The sequence below is a fragment of the Porphyromonas sp. KLE 1280 genome, from assembly GCF_000700805.1.
In the GTDB taxonomy this organism is placed as follows: Bacteria; Bacteroidota; Bacteroidia; order Bacteroidales; family Porphyromonadaceae; genus Porphyromonas; species Porphyromonas pasteri.
In genome coordinates this window covers 118,219-137,004 of sequence record NZ_KL362966.1, presented here as the reverse complement: position 1 = coordinate 137,004, position 18,786 = coordinate 118,219, and the positions used below count along the sequence as shown (strand labels likewise).

Sequence of the window (18,786 nt, the reverse complement as noted above, 5' to 3'; positions counted from 1 at the left end):
TATCCATACCTCTAAGATTATGTCTAAGATAGATTCGAAGATCCCCGCCGGCCCATTGGCCGAGAAGTGGACCTCCTATAAGGACCATCAGAAGCTCGTCAACCCTGCAAACAAGCGCCGCCTCGACATCATCGTCGTCGGTACGGGCTTGGCTGGTGCCTCCGCTGCCGCCTCGCTCGCTGAGATGGGTTTCAACGTCTTGAACTTCTGTATCCAGGACTCTCCCCGTCGTGCACACTCGATCGCTGCTCAGGGGGGTATCAATGCCGCTAAGAACTACCAGAACGATGGTGACTCCGTCTACCGCCTCTTCTACGATACGATCAAGGGTGGTGACTACCGTGCTCGCGAAGCAAACGTCTATCGTCTGGCCGAAGTGGCTAATAGCATCATCGACCAGTGCGTCGCTCAGGGTGTGCCTTTCGCTCGCGAATACGGCGGCCTTCTCGACAACCGCTCCTTCGGGGGTGCACAGGTCTCTCGTACCTTCTACGCTCGTGGTCAGACGGGGCAGCAGCTCCTCCTCGGTGCCTACTCTGCACTGAGCCGTCAGGTCGGTAAGGGCACGGTGAAGATGTACACCCGCCATGAGATGCTCGACGTCGTCATCATCGACGGCCGTGCTCGTGGTATCATCGCCCGTAACCTCGTCACGGGTAAGATCGAGCGCTTCGCCGCTCACGCTGTCGTCATCGGTACCGGTGGCTATGGTAACGCCTTCTTCCTCTCCACGAACGCTATGGCCTCTAACGGCTCAGCAGCTTGGCAGTGCTACAAGAAGGGTGCTTACTTCGCTAACCCCTGTATGGCACAGATCCACCCCACGTGTATCCCCGTCCACGGCGAATTCCAGTCTAAGCTCACGCTGATGTCTGAGTCGCTCCGTAACGACGGCCGTATCTGGGTGCCCAAGAACCTCGAAGACGCTAAGAAGCTCCAGGCTGGTACACTTCGTCCTACCGATATCAAGGAGGAGGATCGTGACTACTACCTCGAGCGCCGCTATCCCGCCTTCGGTAACCTCGTGCCTCGTGACGTCGCCAGCCGTGCTGCTAAGGAACGCTGCGACGCTGGCTACGGTGTCAACAACACGGGTCTGGCTGTCTTCCTCGACTTCTCCAGCGCTATCAAGCGTCTGGGTAAGGATGTCGTAGAAGCTCGCTATGGTAACCTCTTCCAGATGTACGAAAAGATCACCAACGACAATCCCTACGAGACGCCGATGATGATCTATCCCGCTATCCACTACACGATGGGTGGTATCTGGGTGGACTACGAGCTCATGACCTCTATCCCTGGCCTCTTCGCTATCGGTGAAGCTAACTTCTCCGACCACGGTGCTAACCGCCTCGGTGCTTCGGCTCTGATGCAGGGTCTCGCTGACGGTTACTTCGTACTGCCCTACACGATCCAGAACTATCTGGCTGACCAGATTCAGGTGCCCCGCTTCAGCACGGACCGTCCTGAGTTTGACGAAGCTGAAAAGGGTATCCAGGATCGTATCGCTCGCCTGATGAGCATCAAGGGTAAGCAGTCCGTCGACAGCCTCCACAAGAAGCTCGGTCACATCATGTGGGACTTCGTAGGTATGGGGCGCGAGCGCGAAGGCCTCGAGAAGGCTATCGTCGAGCTCAAGGCTCTGAAGAAGGAGTTCTGGAGCGACGTCCGTATCCCTGGTAAGGCTGATGACCTCAACGTGGAGCTCGAGAAGGCTCTTCGTCTGGCTGACTTCATCGAGATCGGCGAACTTATGGCTCGTGACGCTCACGACCGTGAAGAGAGCTGCGGTGGTCACTTCCGCCTCGAGCACCAGACGCCCGAAGGTGAAGCCCTGCGCCACGATGATCAGTTCGCTTACGTCTCCTGCTGGGAGTACCAGGGCGAAGATCAGGATCCCGTCCTTCTGAAGGAACCTCTGGACTACGAGTTCGTCGTACGTCAGCAGCGTAACTATAAGAACTAACCCCAAGCCAACATCCACAATGGACAAGAATATAAATATCAAGGTTAAGGTCTGGCGTCAGCGTGGCCCCGAGGTAAAGGGTGCGTTCGAAACCTACGACCTGCAGAATATCTCTCAGGGTAGCTCCTTCCTGGAGATGCTCGATATCCTCAACGAGCAGCTCGTACGCGAAGGCAAGGAGCCCGTTGTCTTCGACCACGACTGCCGCGAAGGTATCTGCGGTATGTGCTCGCTCTACATCAATGGGCACCCCCACGGGCCCGATGATAGCATCACGACCTGTCAGCTGCACATGCGTCGCTTCAACGATGGCGACACGATCACCATCGAGCCTTGGCGCTCGGCTGGCTTCCCCATCATCCGTGACCTCATGGTAGACCGCTCGGCCTACGACAAGATCATCCAGGCTGGTGGCTTCGTGTCGGTCAATACCGGTGGTGTACCCGATGCTAACGCTATCCCCATTCCTAAGGCTAACGCCGACATGGCTATGGACGCTGCTGCTTGTATCGGTTGCGGTGCCTGCGCTGCAGCTTGTAAGAACGGCTCGGCTATGCTCTTCGTCTCTGCTAAGGTCAGCCAGCTGGCTCTCCTCCCACAGGGTCGTGTCGAAGCTGCCCGTCGTGCTAAGGCTATGGTCGCTAAGATGGATGAGCTGGGCTTCGGTAACTGTACGAACACTCGTGCTTGCGAAGTCGAATGCCCCAAGAACATCTCGATCTCCAATATCGCTCGTCTGAACCGCGAGTTCCTCGCTGCTAAGTTCAAGGACTAAGCTCCGAGGCGAATCCCTCTCTTCGGCCTCCTGTGGCGGCTTCTCCCCCTTCGCGGGAGAAGTCATACGGAGCCGACTACCATCGCTCTCTTCAGGATTCACCTCCTGGATTGAATAGGTTAGATTGGTGTAGTATCGCCCGCCCTCCTGAGCCCACGGCTCCTGAGGACGGGCGATCGCATTATAGAGCCTCCCTGCGCTTCTTCTGCGGGGAGGCTTCTTTGTTTTCTCTGAAAGGTGTTGACCGTACCCATAGAGGAGGGGGGTGCGAAGCTATATAGGTCGGTAGGCTATCATTGTGAGGTGTTAGCAGTCCGTCATATATAGTGTATGTCCTTCGCTTCGGCGCTCGGTATAGACGGAAGCGTGGACCTCTCTGAGATCTCTGCCTTTGCGCATCCGACCGTCCCTGCACACGGCTACATAGATAGTCCGAGGCCCTGCCGTGCATCGCACGGCAGGGCCTCGGACTGTATGGATAGGGCGTATCTCAGCCTCACCCACGGGGAGAGAGCAGCGGGGCCTTACTTCATGATGAGGCTCTCGGAAGAGCGGAGGAAGGCGATGACCTGCTGGACTTCGGGGCCGTCAGGTACCTGCTCTTCGATCTGCAGGATGGCGTCGTAGAGGCTGATCTTACCATTGAAGACCAGGCGGTAAGCCATCGCGAGATGGCGCTGTGTGCGCTCGTCGATACCCGCCTTGGAGAGCATACCCGCATGGATCCCAGCGTAGACGGCAGGGTTGTCCTTGACGGTGATGAAGGGCGGTACGTCCTCGCCGAAGCGGCAGCCTGTGAGGATGAACGCCAGATCGCCGATGCGACAGCGGGGCTTGGCCGTGACGCCGCTGCTGAAGATCGAGCGGCTGCCGATGGTGCAGTCGCAGGCGATCTTGACCGCGTAGCCGAAGACATTCTGATCACCCACCTGACAGTTGTGCGAGATGTGGGTACCCTCCATAAGGATGTTCCCACTGCCGATGACGGTGGAGACGTCGCTGCGGGAGGCGCGGCTGATGACCACGTTCTCACGGATCACGTTGTTGTCGCCGATGATGAGTGTGGACTTCTCGCCCTTGTAGGAGAAGTCCTGGGGCGAGGCACCGAGCACGGCATTCTGATAGATGGTGTTGCCACTACCGATGTGCGTGCCATTCATCAGGCTGACGTGCGGGTAGATGGTGCAGTCGTCACCGATGACGACGTCGTCCTCGATGTAGGCGAAGGGATAGATCGTCACACGGGCGCCGATCTGGGCGCCAGGTGCGATGAAGGCTTGTGGACTGATCATAGCGATAGGGGATTACTGGGCACCTCCGCCGAGGGCATTATAGAGGTTCACGACGGCCTGCATCTTGCTGAAGCGGTCGCGTATCTGGGAGAGCTGAGCCTGCAGGAGTGCCTGCTGGGCGGTGATGACCTCGAGATAAGAGGAGGTCTTCCCCGTCTTGAAGAGGGTCTCGACGATCTCGACATTCTTCTCGAGGCTCTCGATCTGTAGGGTCTCGGCCTTGATCTTCGCCTCGGAGGCCTCATAGAGGGCGAGGGCATTGCTTACCTCAGCACCGGCATTGTAGAGGCTTTGCTGGAACGCCAGGCGTGCCTTCTCTTCCTCAGCCTCAGCGACACGAAGGCCTGCGACGAGCTTGCCACGGGCGAAGATAGGCTGTGCCAGCGAGCCAAGAGCCGAGGCGATGAACTTCATCGGGTTCGATACGGCCTGCCCAAGAGCGCCCGTCCAGCCTGCGCTCCCCGTGATGGTGAGCGAGGGGTAGAAGGCGGCACGTGCGCCATTCGTCTGATAGTAGCAGCTGGCCAGTGCCATCTCCGCTACGCGCACATCGGGGCGTGCCGAGAGTAGCTGAGCGGGTACGCCGACGGCGAAGGTGCTGGGGAGCTGCTGTGCCTCGAGCGTGGAGCGGCTATAGGCACGGGGCGACTCACCGAGGAGGAGGGCCAGCGCATTCTCCGTCGTGGTGATCTGGCGCTCGATCTCGGGGATGGAGGCCTCTACCTGATGGAGGTTGGCACGGGCGGACTGCACGGAGGACTCCATAGCACGGCCGAAGTCCTTCTGCGCCTGCATCACCTCGAGGGTGTGGGCGGCGAGCTCGGCAGCCGAGCGGGTGAGCTGGAGCTGGCGGTCAAGCATCAGCAGCGTGTAGTAGCTATTCGCCACGCTCGCGATGACACGGCTACGGACGAGCTGCTGGTAGGCCTGAGCGCGGAGGAGCTGGGCCTGCGTCGAGCGGGAGGCATTCAGTAGCGAGCCGAAGAGATCCACCTGCCAGCTGGCTTGCACGGGCAGCGTGTAGCTGTAACTGGCGGGTACGCCCTCGGTCTTACCTGCTGAGATCGAGGGAGCGAGCGTCAGCGAGGGGAAGAAGGAGAGGCGGGCGGCCTTGAGCTGGGCCTCAGCCTGCTGGGTGGAGAGGTTCGCCGAGAGCAGGTCGACATTCTGCTGGAGGGCCTTCTCGATGAGTGCCTGCAGGGGCGCATCGGTGAAGAGCGCACGCCAGGGCGTCTGCCCGAAGGACGTGGTGTCTTGGCTCAGCGTGTCGATCTTGTCGCCACGGTAGATGGAGGTATCTACCGTGGGACGCTGATACTTCTTGTAGACGCCACAGCCTGTGAGTGTGAGGCTGAGGGCGAGGAGGGGAAGGCTATGCTTGAGCGTCATCTTGTGAGTCGGTCTTGGAGGTGTTGGAGAACTGAAGGATCTCACCCGAGGGCTTCGAGGTGATGATGTCGTCGAAGCGTAGGGGCTTGAAGCGCTCCTGCAGGCTCTGGAAGACGACGAAGAGGGTGGGGACGATGAAGATCTGCAGGATCATCCCGATGAGCATCCCGCCGACGGTGCTGGCACCGAGCGTGGAGTTCCCGTTAGCCCCGACACCACTGGCGAACATCAGCGGGAGGAGCCCCACGATCATCGCGAGCGAGGTCATCAAGATCGGGCGCAGACGAGCCACCGCCCCGAGGATCGCACTCCACGTGATCGCCATACCTGTGCGGCGGCGGTCCAGAGCGAATTCGACGATGAGGATGGCGTTCTTCGCCAAGAGACCGATGAGCATGATCAGAGCGATCTGCATATAGATATTGTTCGTGTGCCCGAAGACATTCGAGAAGATGAAGGCACCCGAGAGCCCGAAGGGGATGGAGAGGATGACCGAGAAGGGCAGGAGGTAGCTCTCGTACTGTGCACTCAGGATGAGGTAGACGAAGAGCAGACAGAGGCCGAAGATGAGCGCTGTCGTATCCGACGAGCCCTGCTCCTCACGCGTCAGACCCGAGTAGTCGTAGCCGTAGCCTGCCGAGAGCGTCGAGCTGGCGACCTCGGAGACGGCCTTCAGCACGTCCCCTGTGGCATAGCCTGGGGCGGGGGAGGCCATCACGTCGATAGAGGTGTAGAGGTTGAAGCGGTTCACGCTCGCAGGGCCGTAGACCTTCTCCGTGGTGATGAAGGAGGTGATAGGCGCCATCTCACCCGTGCCGGTACGCACATAGATATTGCTCAGGGCGTTGATGTCGAGGCGCTGCTCGGGGGCGGACTGCAGGAGTACGCGGTAGAGCTTACCGTAGCTGTTGAAGTTCGCCACGTACATCCCCCCGAAGTAACCCTGCAGGGTGGAGAGGACGGTCTGCGGTGTCGTGCCGGCACGCATCGTGGCGGCTACGTCGACGTCGATGACGTACTGGGGGAAGCTGGGGTTGTACTGCGTCATCGCATAGGCTACCTCGGGGCGTGCATTGAGTGCGGCGAGGAACTTCTGCGTCTCGGCGAAGAACTTATCCAGCTCGCCACCCGTCTTGTCGAGCATCGTCAGCGACACGCCCGAGGCCATACCATAGCCCGGGACCATCGGTGGGGTCATCGCCAGCACGGAGGCATCCTTGATGGTAGCGCCATAGGCGAAGAGCTTGCCTGCGATCTCACTCGTCGTCGTCTTACGCTCACCGAAGGGCTTCATGCGGACGAACATCGAGGCATAGTTCGAGCCCGAGCCACCTATGAGGCTGAAGCCCGAGATGCTCATGACCTGCTCCACGCCGTCCTGTGCCTTCGCGACGTCGGCGACGTCCTTGAGCACCTTCTCCGTCTTCTCGCGGCTGGTACCTGGAGGTGTGGCGACGGTGACCATCACCGTACCCGTATCTTCCTGGGGCACGAGCTCGCTACTGGTGAACTTCATCAGGACGACCATGATGACGATACTTACCAGCACGATGATGCCCGAGGTGACGCGATGGCGCACGAAGAACTCGACCCCCTTGCGGTAGGGGCGCAGGACGCGATTCTCATACACAGCGTTGAAGGCCAGATGGAAGCGGTCGATGAAGCTGAGCTTCTTCCCCTCGTGACCCTTGTGGGGCTTGAGCAGAAGGGCGCAGAGCGTGGGGCTAAGCGTCAGAGCGTTGACGGCAGAGATGACGATAGAGACGGCCATCGTGACCCCGAACTCACGGTAGAACGTACCGCTGATCCCCGAGATGAACGACACGGGCACGAAGACCGCAGCCATGACGAGCGTGATGGAGATGATAGCGCCCGAGATCTCATGCATGGCGTCCATGCTGGCTGTGCGGGCGGAGTCGTAGCCCTCGTCCAGCTTGGCGTGTACGGCCTCGACGACGACGATGGCGTCATCCACGACGATAGCGATGGCGAGCACCAGTGCCGAGAGCGTGAGGAGGTTCAGCGAGAAGCCGAAGATCTGCAGGAAGAAGAACGTACCGACGAGCGACACGGGTACCGCGATGGCGGGGATGAGCGTGCTTCGGAAGTCCTGCAGGAAGATATATACGACGATGAAGACGAGTAGGAAGGCCTCGAGGAGCGTCTGGATGACATGCCAGATGGAGGCGTAGAGGAAGTCCGTGACGTCGAGGACGTAGGTCATCTTCATGCCGGGAGGGAAGTCCTTCTCCAGCTCCTGGATCTCGGCCTTGATGGCGGTGACGATGTCGTTAGCGTTGGAGCCTGCGATCTGCGAGACCATCCCCGTGACAGCGGGGTTGCCATCGGAGAGGGAGTTGATGCTGTAGCTGAGGGAGCCCAGCTCGATTTTCGCCACATCCTTGAGGCGGATGATGTTGCCCGCGTCGTCGGACTTGATGATGATGTTCTCGTACTCGGGGATGCTCTTCAGACGGCCCTTGTAGCGGAGCGAATACTCATAGGTGCGGTCACCTGATTCGCCGAGGCTCCCTGGGGCAGCCTCGAAGTTCTGTGCCGAGAGGACGCCTGAGACGTCGCTGGGGACGAGGGAATAGGCGCGCATCTTGTCGGGGTCGAGCCAGAGGCGCATGGCGTAGGTGCCTTGGCTGAAGGTATTTGCCGAGCCGACACCAGGCACACGCTTCAGCGCGGGCAGGATGTTGATGTCGGCGTAGTTCGCGAGGAACTGCGCATCGTAGCGCCCGTCTTCGCTCGTCAGCGAGTAGACGAGGAGCATGCTTGACTGGCGCTTCTGCGTCGTCACCCCGACGCGCACGACGTCAGCGGGGAGGAGGGCCTGAGCCTGCTGTACGCGGTTCTGCACGTTCACCGCTGCCATGTCGGGGTCGGTACCTTCCTTGAAGTAGACGGTGATGGAGGCGCCGCCCGAGTTCGTGGCGGTAGAGGTCATGTAGGTCATGCCTTCGACCCCGTTGATCTGCTCTTCGAGGGGGATGATGACGGAGTTGAGCACCGTCTGGGCGTCCGCACCTGCGTAGGCTGTGGAGACCTGTACGGTGGGCGGTGCGAGGTTGGGGTACTGCTCGATAGGCAGCTGTATGAGCCCGATGACCCCGAGGATGACGATGATGATGGAGATCACCGTCGAGAGCACGGGGCGGGTAATAAATCTATCGAAATTCATTGCTCTATATGCTTCCGGTTAAGGCGGTGAGGGCTTAGTGCTTCTCAGCAGCGCCGCCCTTGCCCATCATCTGCTGGCGTATAGCCTCCTGCTGCTTGGCATAGGCTTCTTCGGTGAGGGGCTTGATGACCTCGCCCTCCTTGACGCCCGTGGTGCCGGCGACGAGGATGCGGTCGCCAGCCTTGAGGCCGCTGGTGACGGTGTAGCTCTGCCCATCATCGACGGGGCTGACGGTGATCTCGGTGAAGGTCAGCTTGCCGTCCTTGTCGACGGTGTAGACGAACTTCTTGTGGAGCAGCTCAACCGTGGCACTCTGGGGCACGAGGATAGCCCCTGCCGTCTGGGTGGGGACGAGGACCGTACCTACCGAGCCACTGCGGAGCTTGCCCTCAGCGTTGGGGAAGTCGACACGCAGCGTGATCGCACCCGTGGTCTTGTCGACGACGCCGCTGACGCCCTGGATCGTCCCTTCGGCGGGGTATTCGCTGCCGTCGGAGAGGCGCAGGCGCACCTTGGGAAGGCTCTTTGCGGTCGTGCCATCCCCCACGAGGGTCTGCATCTCACGCTCAGAGACGGAGAAGTAGACGTAGGCCTGACGCGTATTTGATACCTGCGTCAGGGGCGAAGCACTCTGGGGGCTGACGAGGTTCCCCACGCGGTAGTTGATGGAGCCGACGACGCCCGAGACGGGGCTGGTGACAGTGCAGTAGGAGAGGTTCTCGCGTGCCGAGACGAGGGCGGCCTTGGCGACGGCGACATTGGCCTCAGCGCTCTTCAGGGCGTTGGAGACCTCTTCGTAGTTGCTCTGGCTGATGATGTTCTTGGCTAAGAGATCCTGGCTATTGCGCTGGTTGAGCTGCGCCGTGGCGAGTGAGGCCTGTGCAGCGGAGAGGCTGGCGGTAGCCTGCGAGACGGCGGCGCGATAGGTGACGTCGTCAAGGTGGAAGAGGGGTTGACCTGCCTTCACGCTCTGACCTTCGGTGACGTAGACCTTGGTGATGAAGCCCGATACCTTGGGGCGGATCTCGGCATCGTCCTCGCCTCGGATGACGGCGGGGTAACTGTTGTCGGCGGAGAAGTCGCCTGCGGAGAGGGTGCGTACGGGGAGTTCCTGAGGGCCTTGAGCTTGTCCCTGCTGAGCCGACTGACTGGAGCAGGCGGGCAGGAGCGTGATCCCTGCGGTGAGGAGCAGGAGGCTAAGGCACGAGACGGTAAGGCGTTGATGCGTCATAATTCTTGTGGGGTTGTATTGTTGGTTTGTCTTTTGATGAAGAGTGCCCCGTGGGTGGGGCTGTCGAAAGGGACTTCCCGCCACTTCGTCACCGCTGGTGGTGCGGGGCAAGTAGGGCGGGATAGGGGTATGTAAAGATACTATAAATCGAGAAGATACTATAAATCGAGGCTGTGAGGTCAGCCGTCTGGCTTTTCCCTGGGCTATGAGCCTCGCTTCGGGTGGGTGTGGCGGAGCATTTGCCCGCTCTCCCTCGCGCGTACCTATTATATTATTATATTAGGAGCTTTGCTTCGCATATATATATAGAGTCCCGTCCCTCCCGAAGGTTTATTCTCCCCGCCAAATTTCTCCTGCACCCTCCTCCCGAAGGGGGTGCTATGAACCTATATTGGTCGCTGGGTGAACCTATATAGGTCGCTTCATCGACCAATATAGGTCGTCACGTGGACCTATATAGGTCAGCCCGCCGACCTATATAGGTTGCTATTCCTCCCCTCGGCGCCTCTCTTGATGCCTTGCCCATACCTATTATATGTAAAGGTATGGGGGTAGCCGTGAATCCCCTGAATAGTGGCCAAAGTAATCCCATGAAAGCAGCAAGCTAACCAAAGTGAACAGAGTTTGTCTCACCCCCGTGGCTGGGCGCTCTACCTTTGCAGTGTCCTCCAAGAGATAGGAGGGCACAAGTACGTTTTATTCACTTTTATTCGTATCCATTATGGGAACCACAAAGCAAGCTCTCGGCTACACGCTTCGCAATGCCGAGATGAAGATCGGCAAACTTGCCGGCAAGACCGTCACCATCGCTACCGCCCGCACTCGAGGCCGCGTATCCTTCATGCGCTTCTGCGATATGGTGGCAGGGCACACGACCTTCAACTATATGGAGGTAGCCTCTATCCTTAACCTCGCAGCCGATACGGCGCGTGCTCTGGTCGCAGGCGGGGAGTCTGTCGAGTTCGGGCGTCTGGGGAGCCTCTCACCCACGCTCCGCAGTAAGGCCGTAGCCCAGGGTGAGGAGTTCAATGCGATGACGCATATCTCAAGAGCACGTGTACGCCTTCGCCCCAATCCTAAGTTCTTCCGTCTGGATGATGTAGCCTTCGAGCGCATTGCTCTGGAGAAGAAGGCCAAGGGGAAGAAGGGTAAGGGCGCACAGCCGAAGGAAGGCGGCCACCCTGCCGAGGGGACTCCTGCCGAGGGGACTCCTGGCGCAGGCGGTCATGTAGGTATCTAACCTCTGCCTTCGGCGCTTAGCCGCTCCACTCACGGTGCTCCCCCGCCTTAGCTCAGCCTAAGGCGGGGGAGTCCCCTCGTATGAGGCTGTTTGTCGCAAGCGTATGGAGTAGGGGATTTGCACAAATAAAAAGTTTGCTTTACCTTTGTAGCCGAAATCAAAAGCCGTCGCTCACCAAGGCGAGGAAAAACGGCCGAGATCGGAATGACTCTGTAGCTCAGTTGGTAGAGCAAGTGACTCTTAATCACTGGGTCGTGAGTTCGAGCCTCACCGGGGTCACCAGTCAAGCGGGTATTGCTTCTCTCGAAGTGATACCCGCTTTCTTTTTGTCAGCGGAGCGCGGAGGGTACAGGCGACGTGCCTTGCACTCCTCGTGGATAAGTCCCTTTATTTATCGTATTTATCGTATTTATCGTACCTTTGCACGACAAACTAAGTAATCAATCTGTATAAGAATGAGCTCAATGATAAAAGTCACGTTCCCTGACGGCAGTCAGCGTGAGTACCCTGTGGGTACGACCTCGTGGGATATAGCTGGCAGCATCAGCCCCCGCCTGCAGCAGGATGTGCTGGCCGCTGGTGTCAATGGCCAGATCTGGGACCTTATGCGTCCCCTCAAGGAGGACACCGAGCTGAAGCTCTATAAGTGGGAAGATCCCGAAGGGAAGTATGCCTACTGGCACTCCAGTGCGCACCTCATGGCCGAAGCCCTTCAGGCGCTCTATCCTGGTGTGAAGTTCGGTATCGGTCCTGCTATTGAGAATGGCTTCTACTACGATATTGACCTGGGCGAAGGCGTGCAGCTTCGCGACGCCGACCTCGCAGCCATAGAGGCTAAGATGGCGGAGTTCGCTGCCCGCAAGGAGCCTATCATCCGCCGCGACATCACGAAGGCTGAGGTGACGAAGTTCTTCGAAGAGAAGGGCGACGAGTACAAGCTGGAGCTCATCGCAGACCTCCCCGACGGGTCGATCACGACTTATTCGCAGGGCGACTTCACGGACCTGTGCCGTGGCCCTCACGTGCCTAATACGGGCTATATCAAGGCTATCAAGCTGCTGAGCGTAGCTGGTGCCTACTGGCGCGGTGACGAGAAGCGCAAGCAGCTCACGCGTCTCTACGGGATCACCTTCCCCAAGAAGAAGATGCTCGATGAGTACCTGACGCTGCTGGAGGAAGCCAAGAAGCGCGACCACCGTAAGATCGGTAAGGAGCTCGGCCTCTTCTCCTTCTCGCAGAACGTCGGCTCAGGGCTGCCCCTGTGGCTGCCTCGCGGTACGCAGCTCCGTCTGCGTCTGGAGGACTTCCTCAAGCAGATCCAGAAGCAGTTCGGCTATCAGCAGGTCATCTCCCCACATATCGGCTCGAAGCAGCTCTACGTCACCTCCGGTCACTGGGCTAAGTACGGTGCGGACTCCTTCCGCCCCATCACTACGCCTCAGGAGGGTGAAGAGTTTATGCTTAAGCCTATGAACTGCCCTCACCACTGTGAGATCTTCAAGGCTCTCGGCCCTCACTCCTATCGTGACCTGCCCCAGCGTCTGGCTGAGTTCGGTACGGTCTATCGCTACGAGCAGAGCGGTGAACTCCACGGGCTGACGCGTGTACGTGGCTTCACGCAGGACGACGCGCACCTCTTCTGCCGCCCCGACCAGATCAAGGAGGAGTTCTGCAAGGTGATGGATATCATCTTCATCATCTTCAAGGCGCTGGACTTCGAGAACTTCGAGGCTCAGATCTCCCTACGCGATCAGGTGAACCGCGAGAAGTACATCGGTAGCGAAGAGAACTGGGAGCGCGCCGAGCAGGCCATCATCGAGGCTTGTGCTGAGAAGGGCCTTCCCGCCAAGATCGAGTACGGTGAAGCAGCCTTCTACGGGCCTAAGCTGGACTTCATGGTCAAGGACGCCCTCGGCCGCCGCTGGCAGCTCGGTACGATCCAGGTAGACTACAACCTGCCTGAGCGCTTCGACCTCGAGTACACGGGTGCCGACAACAAGAAGCACCGCCCAGTGATGATCCACCGTGCACCCTTCGGCTCTATGGAGCGCTTCGTCGCTGTCCTCATCGAGCACACCGCAGGGCACTTCCCCCTCTGGCTCACGCCTGACCAGGTCGTCGTGCTGCCTATCAGTGAGAAGTTCAACGACTACGCTCACGAGGTAGCCGCCACGCTCAACGCTCAGGATATCCGTACGCAGGTCGACGACCGCAACGAGAAGATCGGCCGTAAGATCCGTGACAATGAGCTCAAGCGTATCCCCTACATGCTCATCGTCGGGGAAAAGGAAGCCCAGGAAGGCGAAGTATCTGTACGCGTGCAAGGTGAGGGTGATAAGGGTTCAGTGAAAATTGCTACCTTTGCCGAGCAAATTGCCGAGGAGGTACATCGCCAGATCAACGCCTGGCAGGCCGAAGCTAAGTAGTCCACCTCACTCGCTAAGCATACAATCAACACATACTGAATGGCAGTAGACAACAAACAAAAGTTCCAGTACCGCATCAACGAGGCTATCCGCGTAAAGGAAGTACGCCTCGTCGGGGACAATGTAGAGCAGGGAGTATATACGATACAGCAAGCTCTCCGTATCGCTAACGACCAAGAGCTTGACCTCGTGGAGATCTCTCCCAATGTCAATCCTCCAGTATGTCGCGTCGTCGACTACCAGAAGTTCATCTTCCAGCTTAAGAAGAAGCAGAAGGAACAGAAGGCTAAGAGCGTCAAGGTCGTCGTCAAGGAGATCCGCTTCGGACCTCAGACCGATGACCACGACTACAACTTCAAGCTCAAGCACGCTAAGGGCTTCCTCAGCGAAGGCTCGAAGGTCAAGGCTTATGTCTTCTTCCGTGGTCGATCCATCCTCTTCAAGGATCAGGGTGAAGTGCTCCTCCTGCGCTTCGCTAATGACCTCGAGGACTACGGTCGCGTAGAGAGTATGCCCGTCCTCGAAGGGAAGCGCATGACCATCATGCTCGCCCCTAAGAAGGCCGCTGCCCCCGCCCCTAAGAAGGGCGCTAAGGAAGAGGCTTCGGAAGATGCCTCCGACGAAGACTAATCAACGTATCCCCCATCCCAGCACCTCGCGCATAGGCTGCGTCAGTGGAGCTGGGTCAATGAAATAACTTATATAAACAAGAAAGAAAATGCCTAAGCTGAAGACAAACTCCAGTGCTAAGAAGCGTTTCGCGCTCACTGGCTCTGGTAAGATCAAGCGCAAACATGCCTTCAAGAGTCACATCCTCACGAAGAAGACGAAGAAGCAGAAGCGTAACCTCACCTACTTCACCACTGTGGACAAGGTAGACGTACGCGAAGTCAAGGAACTTCTCCGCCTCCGCTAAACGGCAAGTTAGCACAACGATTATTTCAGTAACAGAGAGGTAAGCCAATCAAGTATCTGCTCTCCGCTCTCTCGGGAGAGAGGCAGATCGCTACCAATCACAAAGAAGAAACATCATGCCAAGATCAGTCAATCATGTAGCTTCTCGCGCTAAGCGCAAGCGCATCCTTAAGCTCACGCGTGGGTACTATGGTGCTCGCAAGAACGTCTGGACCGTAGCCAAGAACACTTGGGAAAAGGGTCTGACCTACGCCTTCCGCGATCGTAAGAACAAGAAGCGTAACTTCCGTGCTCTGTGGATCCAGCGTATCAACGCTGCTGCTCGTCTAGAGGGTCTCTCTTACTCTCGCCTGATGGGTGCCCTCCACGCTCAGGGTATCGAGATCAACCGCAAGGTCCTCGCTGACCTCGCTGTCAACCATCCCGAAGCCTTCAAGGCTATCGTCGCTAAGGTAAAGTAAGGCGCTCTCCAGCGTAACTACTTAAGCGCATAAACAGAAGCCCTACCTGATGAGGTCATTACCTCTCAGGTAGGGCTTCTTGCATTTGGCGTGCTCCTTGTGTCAAGTGCCTGGGGCGAGTAGTGGGGGGATTGTCAGCTCGCTCGTCGCTTGTCACCAGTCGTCTGCGTGATTTTCTATCCGTATCTTTGTTGAGCTAATGAATGCGGAACATTCTCCCACTTAGCTTGTTGTAGTTTCACAAGTCTAATTATTCTTATCCATCCGAATATATGCCCACCGAGATTACGAAAGAAGCCGCGCTGCGCTACCACGAAGAGGGACGCCCCGGCAAGATCGCTATCGTCCCTACCAAGCCGCACAGCTCGGCCTATGACCTCTCTCTGGCTTACTCCCCTGGGGTAGCTGAGCCTTGCTTGGCTATCGCCGAAGACGCCAGCGCTGCCTATCGCTACACGGCGAAAGGTAACCTCGTCGGCGTCATCTCCAACGGGACTGCCGTCCTCGGACTGGGCAATATCGGTGCCGACGCCAGCAAGCCCGTCATGGAGGGTAAGGCGCTGCTCTTCAAGATTTATTCGGGTGTAGACGCCTTCGATATAGAGGTCGATGCTACCGAGCCCGAGGCGTTCATCGCTGCGGTCAAGGCTATCGCCCCCACCTTCGGCGCTATCAACCTCGAGGATATCAAGGCGCCTGAGTGCTTTGAGATCGAGCGCCGTCTGAAGGCTGAGCTCTCTATCCCCGTGATGCACGACGACCAGCACGGTACGGCTATCATCTCGGGTGCAGGCCTGCTGAATGCGCTGGAGCTCGTCGGCAAGCCCATCGAAGACGTGCGTATCGTCGTCAGCGGTGCTGGTGCTGCCGCCATCGCTTGCGCTAAGCTCTACTGCGATCTGGGTGCCAAGCACGAGAACATCGTGATGACTGACTCGAAGGGTGTCATCACGGTTGACCGCACCGACCTCAATGATATGAAGCGTGAGTTCGCTACCACACGCACCGAGCTCCATACGCTCGCCGATGCGATGCGCGGGGCTGACGTACTCGTCGGGCTCTCCAAGGGCGGTATGGTCTCGCAGGAGATGGTACGCTCGATGGCTGCACGCCCTATTATCTTCGCGCTGGCTAATCCCACGCCTGAGATCTCCTACGAGGAGGCGAAGGCAGCTAACCCCGAGGTGCTGATGAGCACGGGGCGTACCGACTACCCCAATCAGATCAACAACGTGCTGGCCTTCCCCTACATCTTCCGTGGGGCACTCGACACGCACGCTACGGCTATCAACGGCGCTATGGAGCTGGCCGCTACGCGCGCTATCGCTGCGCTGGCTAAGCAGCCCGTGCCCGACTATGTGAACGAAGCCTACGGGACGACGGGCCTCACTTTCGGTCCAGACTACTTCATCCCGAAGCCCGTCGACCGTCGTCTCATCGTCGAGGTCTCTACGGCTGTGGCTCGCGCCGCTATCGAGAGTGGGGTAGCGCGCCACACGATCACCGACTGGGACGCTTACGCGGAGCACCTCACCTCGCTTCTCGACTAAGGCGCCAGCATATATAAGGATACAAAAGATCCCGCCCCGACTTCTCTTGATGGGAGAAGTCGGGGCGGGATCTTTATTGCTGTAAGGGCGAAGGGGTGCGCTTAGGCTTCCTTCACACGACCTACGTACGAGCCATCACGCGTGTCGATGGTGATGAGTTCGCCTTCGTTGATGAAGAGGGGTACGCGTACCTCTGCACCCGTCTCGACGGTAGCGGGCTTGAGGGTGTTGGTAGCGGTGTCACCCTTGAGGCCGGGCTCGGTGTAGGTGACGCGCAGGTCGACGTGAGCGGGGAGCTCGCACGTCAGCACCGTCTCGGAGGCTGCATGCACCATTGCTTCGACGATATCGCCTTCCTTGAGGAACTGGACGCCATCAATGACAGCTTCGGGGATGGAGATCTGCTCGAAGGTCTCAGGGTGCATGAAGTTCAGGCCCATCTCGTCCTTGTAGAGGTACTGATAGGGACGACGCTCGATGCGTACTTCTTCGACCTTCACCCCGCTATTCCATGTCTTATCGAGCACGCGACCCGTAGCGACGTTCTTGAGCTTTGAGCGAACGAAAGCGGGACCCTTACCGGGCTTTACGTGGAGGAATTCGACGATGAAGTAGTACTGCCCGTCGATGTCGAGGCACATACCATTACGGAAGTCTGCTGTAGTAGCCATATAAAATGATTGATTAGAGATTGTTTTTGCTTGAGTACAAAAATAGGAAAATATGGGGAGATGCCTCAGGCTAAAGGCCGTACTTCTGGTGCAGGGCATCGAAGCGTGCCAGAGCGGCCTCCCCGTGCTTGCTGAATCCACTACGCACGCGCTCCAGCGCCTTGCGCTGCCCCAGCTTGGTCTTGGAGTAGAACTTATCCGCGTAGCAGATCAGCTCCTCCTCGGGGCACTGCGGTGTGTAGATGCCTGGGGGGAGGGGGATGGCGCGTGCGGCGATCTCCTCGGGAGTAAGTCCGCTACCCGTATGGCGCTCAGCGACCCAAGCGTGACGGGGTAGGCCCAGCGAGCGCAGGAGCTCGGCACCGAGGTAGCCGTGCAGGATGTAGGGAGCTTTGCCCGTGCAGAAGATCTCGGGTGCACTGGTCTGATAGATCCCGATGTCGTGGAGCATCGCCGCCTCTGCGACGAACTCGCGGTCGAGCCCCATCTCGGGGTGCGCATCGACGAGCTCGAGGGCCAGGCCCGTGACGTCCTCGGCGTGCTGGCGCAGTACGCGCTCGATGTCGCTACCCTCGGGGTAGTAGCGATGGATAATGGCGAGGGTGTCTATCATTTGCTTGCGGGGGTGGCTTCTGCGGGAGCTTCGGTGTCGGTGGTCTTGCTGTCGTCGCCTCCGAAGAGGAGGGACTTAGCATGACGAATATCCTCTACCGACTGCATGAGGCGGGGGTAGAGGTAGGAGGACTGGCGTGTCGTCGGGGGCGTGGAGCTGCTGGCGTTGTACTGCTCCATGGGGAAGATGCCCTCGAAGAGCAGGCAGGCATAGCCCATGAGGTAGACCCCGACGAGGAGGCCCAGCACGAGGCCGACGATGCGGTCAATGACGGAGAGGAACGTGCCCTTGGTGAGCGAGCTGAACCAGTTTCCCACGAGGCGGATACCGATATATATAAGGGCGAAGGCGATGAGGGGGACGATGAAGCCCCAGCCACCGATGCTCTGCCCGTCACCTCCGCCCAGCACGCTCTCGACCCAAGGGGCCAAGCGCCACGCTTCGCGGAAGGCGATGATGAGTGCAGCTATCTGGATGACGCGGCGTACAGCGCCACCGAAGAGTCCCCCGAGGGCGAAGAGCAGGACGACTGCCCCCAGGAAGAGATCAAGTTGATTCATATATTGCTTCTGTCTTTTCCTGCAAAGGTACTGCATCCCGCCCTATTCCCTCCCACAGGCTTTTCTCCTCGATTCTGAGTGGGCTTTGTACGTAGTCCACTCTTGGGCCTATATAGAGGGGTGGTATGAACCTATATTGGTCAGCGGGCGAACCTATATAGGTTGACGCCCCGACCAATATAGGTCACGATGACGACCAATATAGGTTCGCCCGCTGACCAATATAGGTCGCTATCCCGACCTCAGGGCTGACGCATCATACACAGTTGGAATTCACCAGAGCTCAAGGGCGGATAACAGCATCGGGATGAGCTGCACTCGCGGTATTCTATGCGAGAGGAGAAAATCAACCAGTACTGGTCGCCGATGTGACCAGTACTGGTCAGTGGTAGTAACCAGTACTGGTCGAAGGCGCGACCAGTACTGCTCCGATCGGTGACCAGTACTGGTTCGTTTTAGCTCCCCTTGCGAGAGGTTTTTTGTAAGTCCTCTTGAAGGGGGCTATCTTGCTAT

The 18,786-nt window shown here is 58.5% G+C and carries 14 protein-coding genes, 1 tRNA gene and 1 pseudogene; 9 read left to right on the top strand and 7 right to left on the bottom strand.

Features of this window, described 5'->3' with window-relative positions:
• Nucleotides 1-19 precede the first annotated feature (19 nt).
• Both HMPREF1121_RS07925 and HMPREF1121_RS07920 read left to right on the top strand, forming a co-directional pair.
• The gene (locus HMPREF1121_RS07925) at nt 20-1,963 is read left to right on the top strand and encodes a fumarate reductase/succinate dehydrogenase flavoprotein subunit (RefSeq protein WP_044115718.1); all 1,944 of its coding nucleotides are present in this window, start codon (nt 20-22) and stop codon (nt 1,961-1,963) included.
• 19 nt (nt 1,964-1,982) lie between these two features.
• Nucleotides 1,983-2,738, top strand: a complete 756-nt coding sequence (locus tag HMPREF1121_RS07920) for a succinate dehydrogenase/fumarate reductase iron-sulfur subunit (protein WP_009432722.1) — start codon at nt 1,983-1,985, stop codon at nt 2,736-2,738.
• A 524-nt stretch (nt 2,739-3,262) separates the two neighbouring features.
• Here HMPREF1121_RS07920 and lpxA read toward each other — a convergent pair.
• From lpxA to HMPREF1121_RS07900, 4 genes are read right to left on the bottom strand one after another with little or no spacing between them, the layout of a single operon-like run.
• On the bottom strand, nt 3,263-4,030 hold the full coding sequence (gene lpxA / locus HMPREF1121_RS07915) for an acyl-ACP--UDP-N-acetylglucosamine O-acyltransferase (RefSeq protein WP_044115717.1): 768 nt from the start codon (nt 4,028-4,030) through the stop codon (nt 3,263-3,265).
• Nucleotides 4,031-4,042: 12 nt separating this feature from the next.
• Nucleotides 4,043-5,419: an efflux transporter outer membrane subunit gene (locus HMPREF1121_RS07910; RefSeq protein WP_044115716.1), complete on the bottom strand. Its 1,377-nt coding sequence runs from the start codon at nt 5,417-5,419 to the stop codon at nt 4,043-4,045.
• The gene (locus HMPREF1121_RS07905) at nt 5,403-8,606 is read right to left on the bottom strand and encodes an efflux RND transporter permease subunit (RefSeq protein WP_044115715.1); all 3,204 of its coding nucleotides are present in this window, start codon (nt 8,604-8,606) and stop codon (nt 5,403-5,405) included. Before HMPREF1121_RS07905 ends, HMPREF1121_RS07910 begins: the two co-directional genes overlap by 17 nt.
• A gap of 34 nt (nt 8,607-8,640) precedes the next feature.
• The gene (locus HMPREF1121_RS07900) at nt 8,641-9,837 is read right to left on the bottom strand and encodes an efflux RND transporter periplasmic adaptor subunit (RefSeq protein WP_044115714.1); all 1,197 of its coding nucleotides are present in this window, start codon (nt 9,835-9,837) and stop codon (nt 8,641-8,643) included.
• A 721-nt stretch (nt 9,838-10,558) separates the two neighbouring features.
• Here HMPREF1121_RS07900 and HMPREF1121_RS07895 point away from each other — a divergent pair.
• The 7 genes and pseudogenes from HMPREF1121_RS07895 to HMPREF1121_RS07865 all read left to right on the top strand — a co-directional run.
• On the top strand, nt 10,559-11,077 hold the full coding sequence (locus HMPREF1121_RS07895; RefSeq protein ID WP_044115713.1) for an HU family DNA-binding protein: 519 nt from the start codon (nt 10,559-10,561) through the stop codon (nt 11,075-11,077).
• A 206-nt stretch (nt 11,078-11,283) separates the two neighbouring features.
• Nucleotides 11,284-11,359 (top strand) — tRNA-Lys (locus HMPREF1121_RS07890).
• 182 nt (nt 11,360-11,541) lie between these two features.
• A complete protein-coding gene (gene thrS, locus HMPREF1121_RS07885; RefSeq protein WP_044115712.1) occupies nt 11,542-13,503 on the top strand; it encodes a threonine--tRNA ligase in 1,962 nt (653 codons plus the stop codon).
• A 39-nt stretch (nt 13,504-13,542) separates the two neighbouring features.
• Complete coding sequence (gene infC, locus HMPREF1121_RS07880; protein WP_044115711.1) at nt 13,543-14,133, top strand: translation initiation factor IF-3; 591 nt, start codon at nt 13,543-13,545, stop codon at nt 14,131-14,133.
• Nucleotides 14,134-14,221: 88 nt separating this feature from the next.
• A complete protein-coding gene (gene rpmI / locus HMPREF1121_RS07875; protein WP_009432744.1) occupies nt 14,222-14,419 on the top strand; it encodes a 50S ribosomal protein L35 in 198 nt (65 codons plus the stop codon).
• Between the two features lie 115 nt (nt 14,420-14,534).
• On the top strand, nt 14,535-14,879 hold the full coding sequence (gene rplT / locus HMPREF1121_RS07870; RefSeq protein WP_009432755.1) for a 50S ribosomal protein L20: 345 nt from the start codon (nt 14,535-14,537) through the stop codon (nt 14,877-14,879).
• 272 nt (nt 14,880-15,151) lie between these two features.
• Nucleotides 15,152-16,423, top strand: a pseudogene (locus HMPREF1121_RS07865) (malic enzyme-like NAD(P)-binding protein); the annotation flags it as partial.
• A 107-nt stretch (nt 16,424-16,530) separates the two neighbouring features.
• On the opposite strand, the gene efp reads toward HMPREF1121_RS07865, so the two are convergent.
• The 3 genes from efp to HMPREF1121_RS07850 form a co-directional block, all read right to left on the bottom strand.
• Nucleotides 16,531-17,100 carry an elongation factor P gene (gene efp / locus HMPREF1121_RS07860; RefSeq protein WP_009432739.1) on the bottom strand — a complete coding sequence of 190 codons (570 nt, stop codon included), beginning with the start codon at nt 17,098-17,100 and terminating at the stop codon, nt 16,531-16,533.
• 70 nt (nt 17,101-17,170) lie between these two features.
• Nucleotides 17,171-17,713 carry an HDIG domain-containing metalloprotein gene (locus HMPREF1121_RS07855; RefSeq protein ID WP_044115709.1) on the bottom strand — a complete coding sequence of 181 codons (543 nt, stop codon included), beginning with the start codon at nt 17,711-17,713 and terminating at the stop codon, nt 17,171-17,173.
• Nucleotides 17,710-18,273: a CvpA family protein gene (locus tag HMPREF1121_RS07850; RefSeq protein ID WP_044115708.1), complete on the bottom strand. Its 564-nt coding sequence runs from the start codon at nt 18,271-18,273 to the stop codon at nt 17,710-17,712. Before HMPREF1121_RS07850 ends, HMPREF1121_RS07855 begins: the two co-directional genes overlap by 4 nt.
• Between the last annotated feature and the right edge of the window lie 513 nt (nt 18,274-18,786).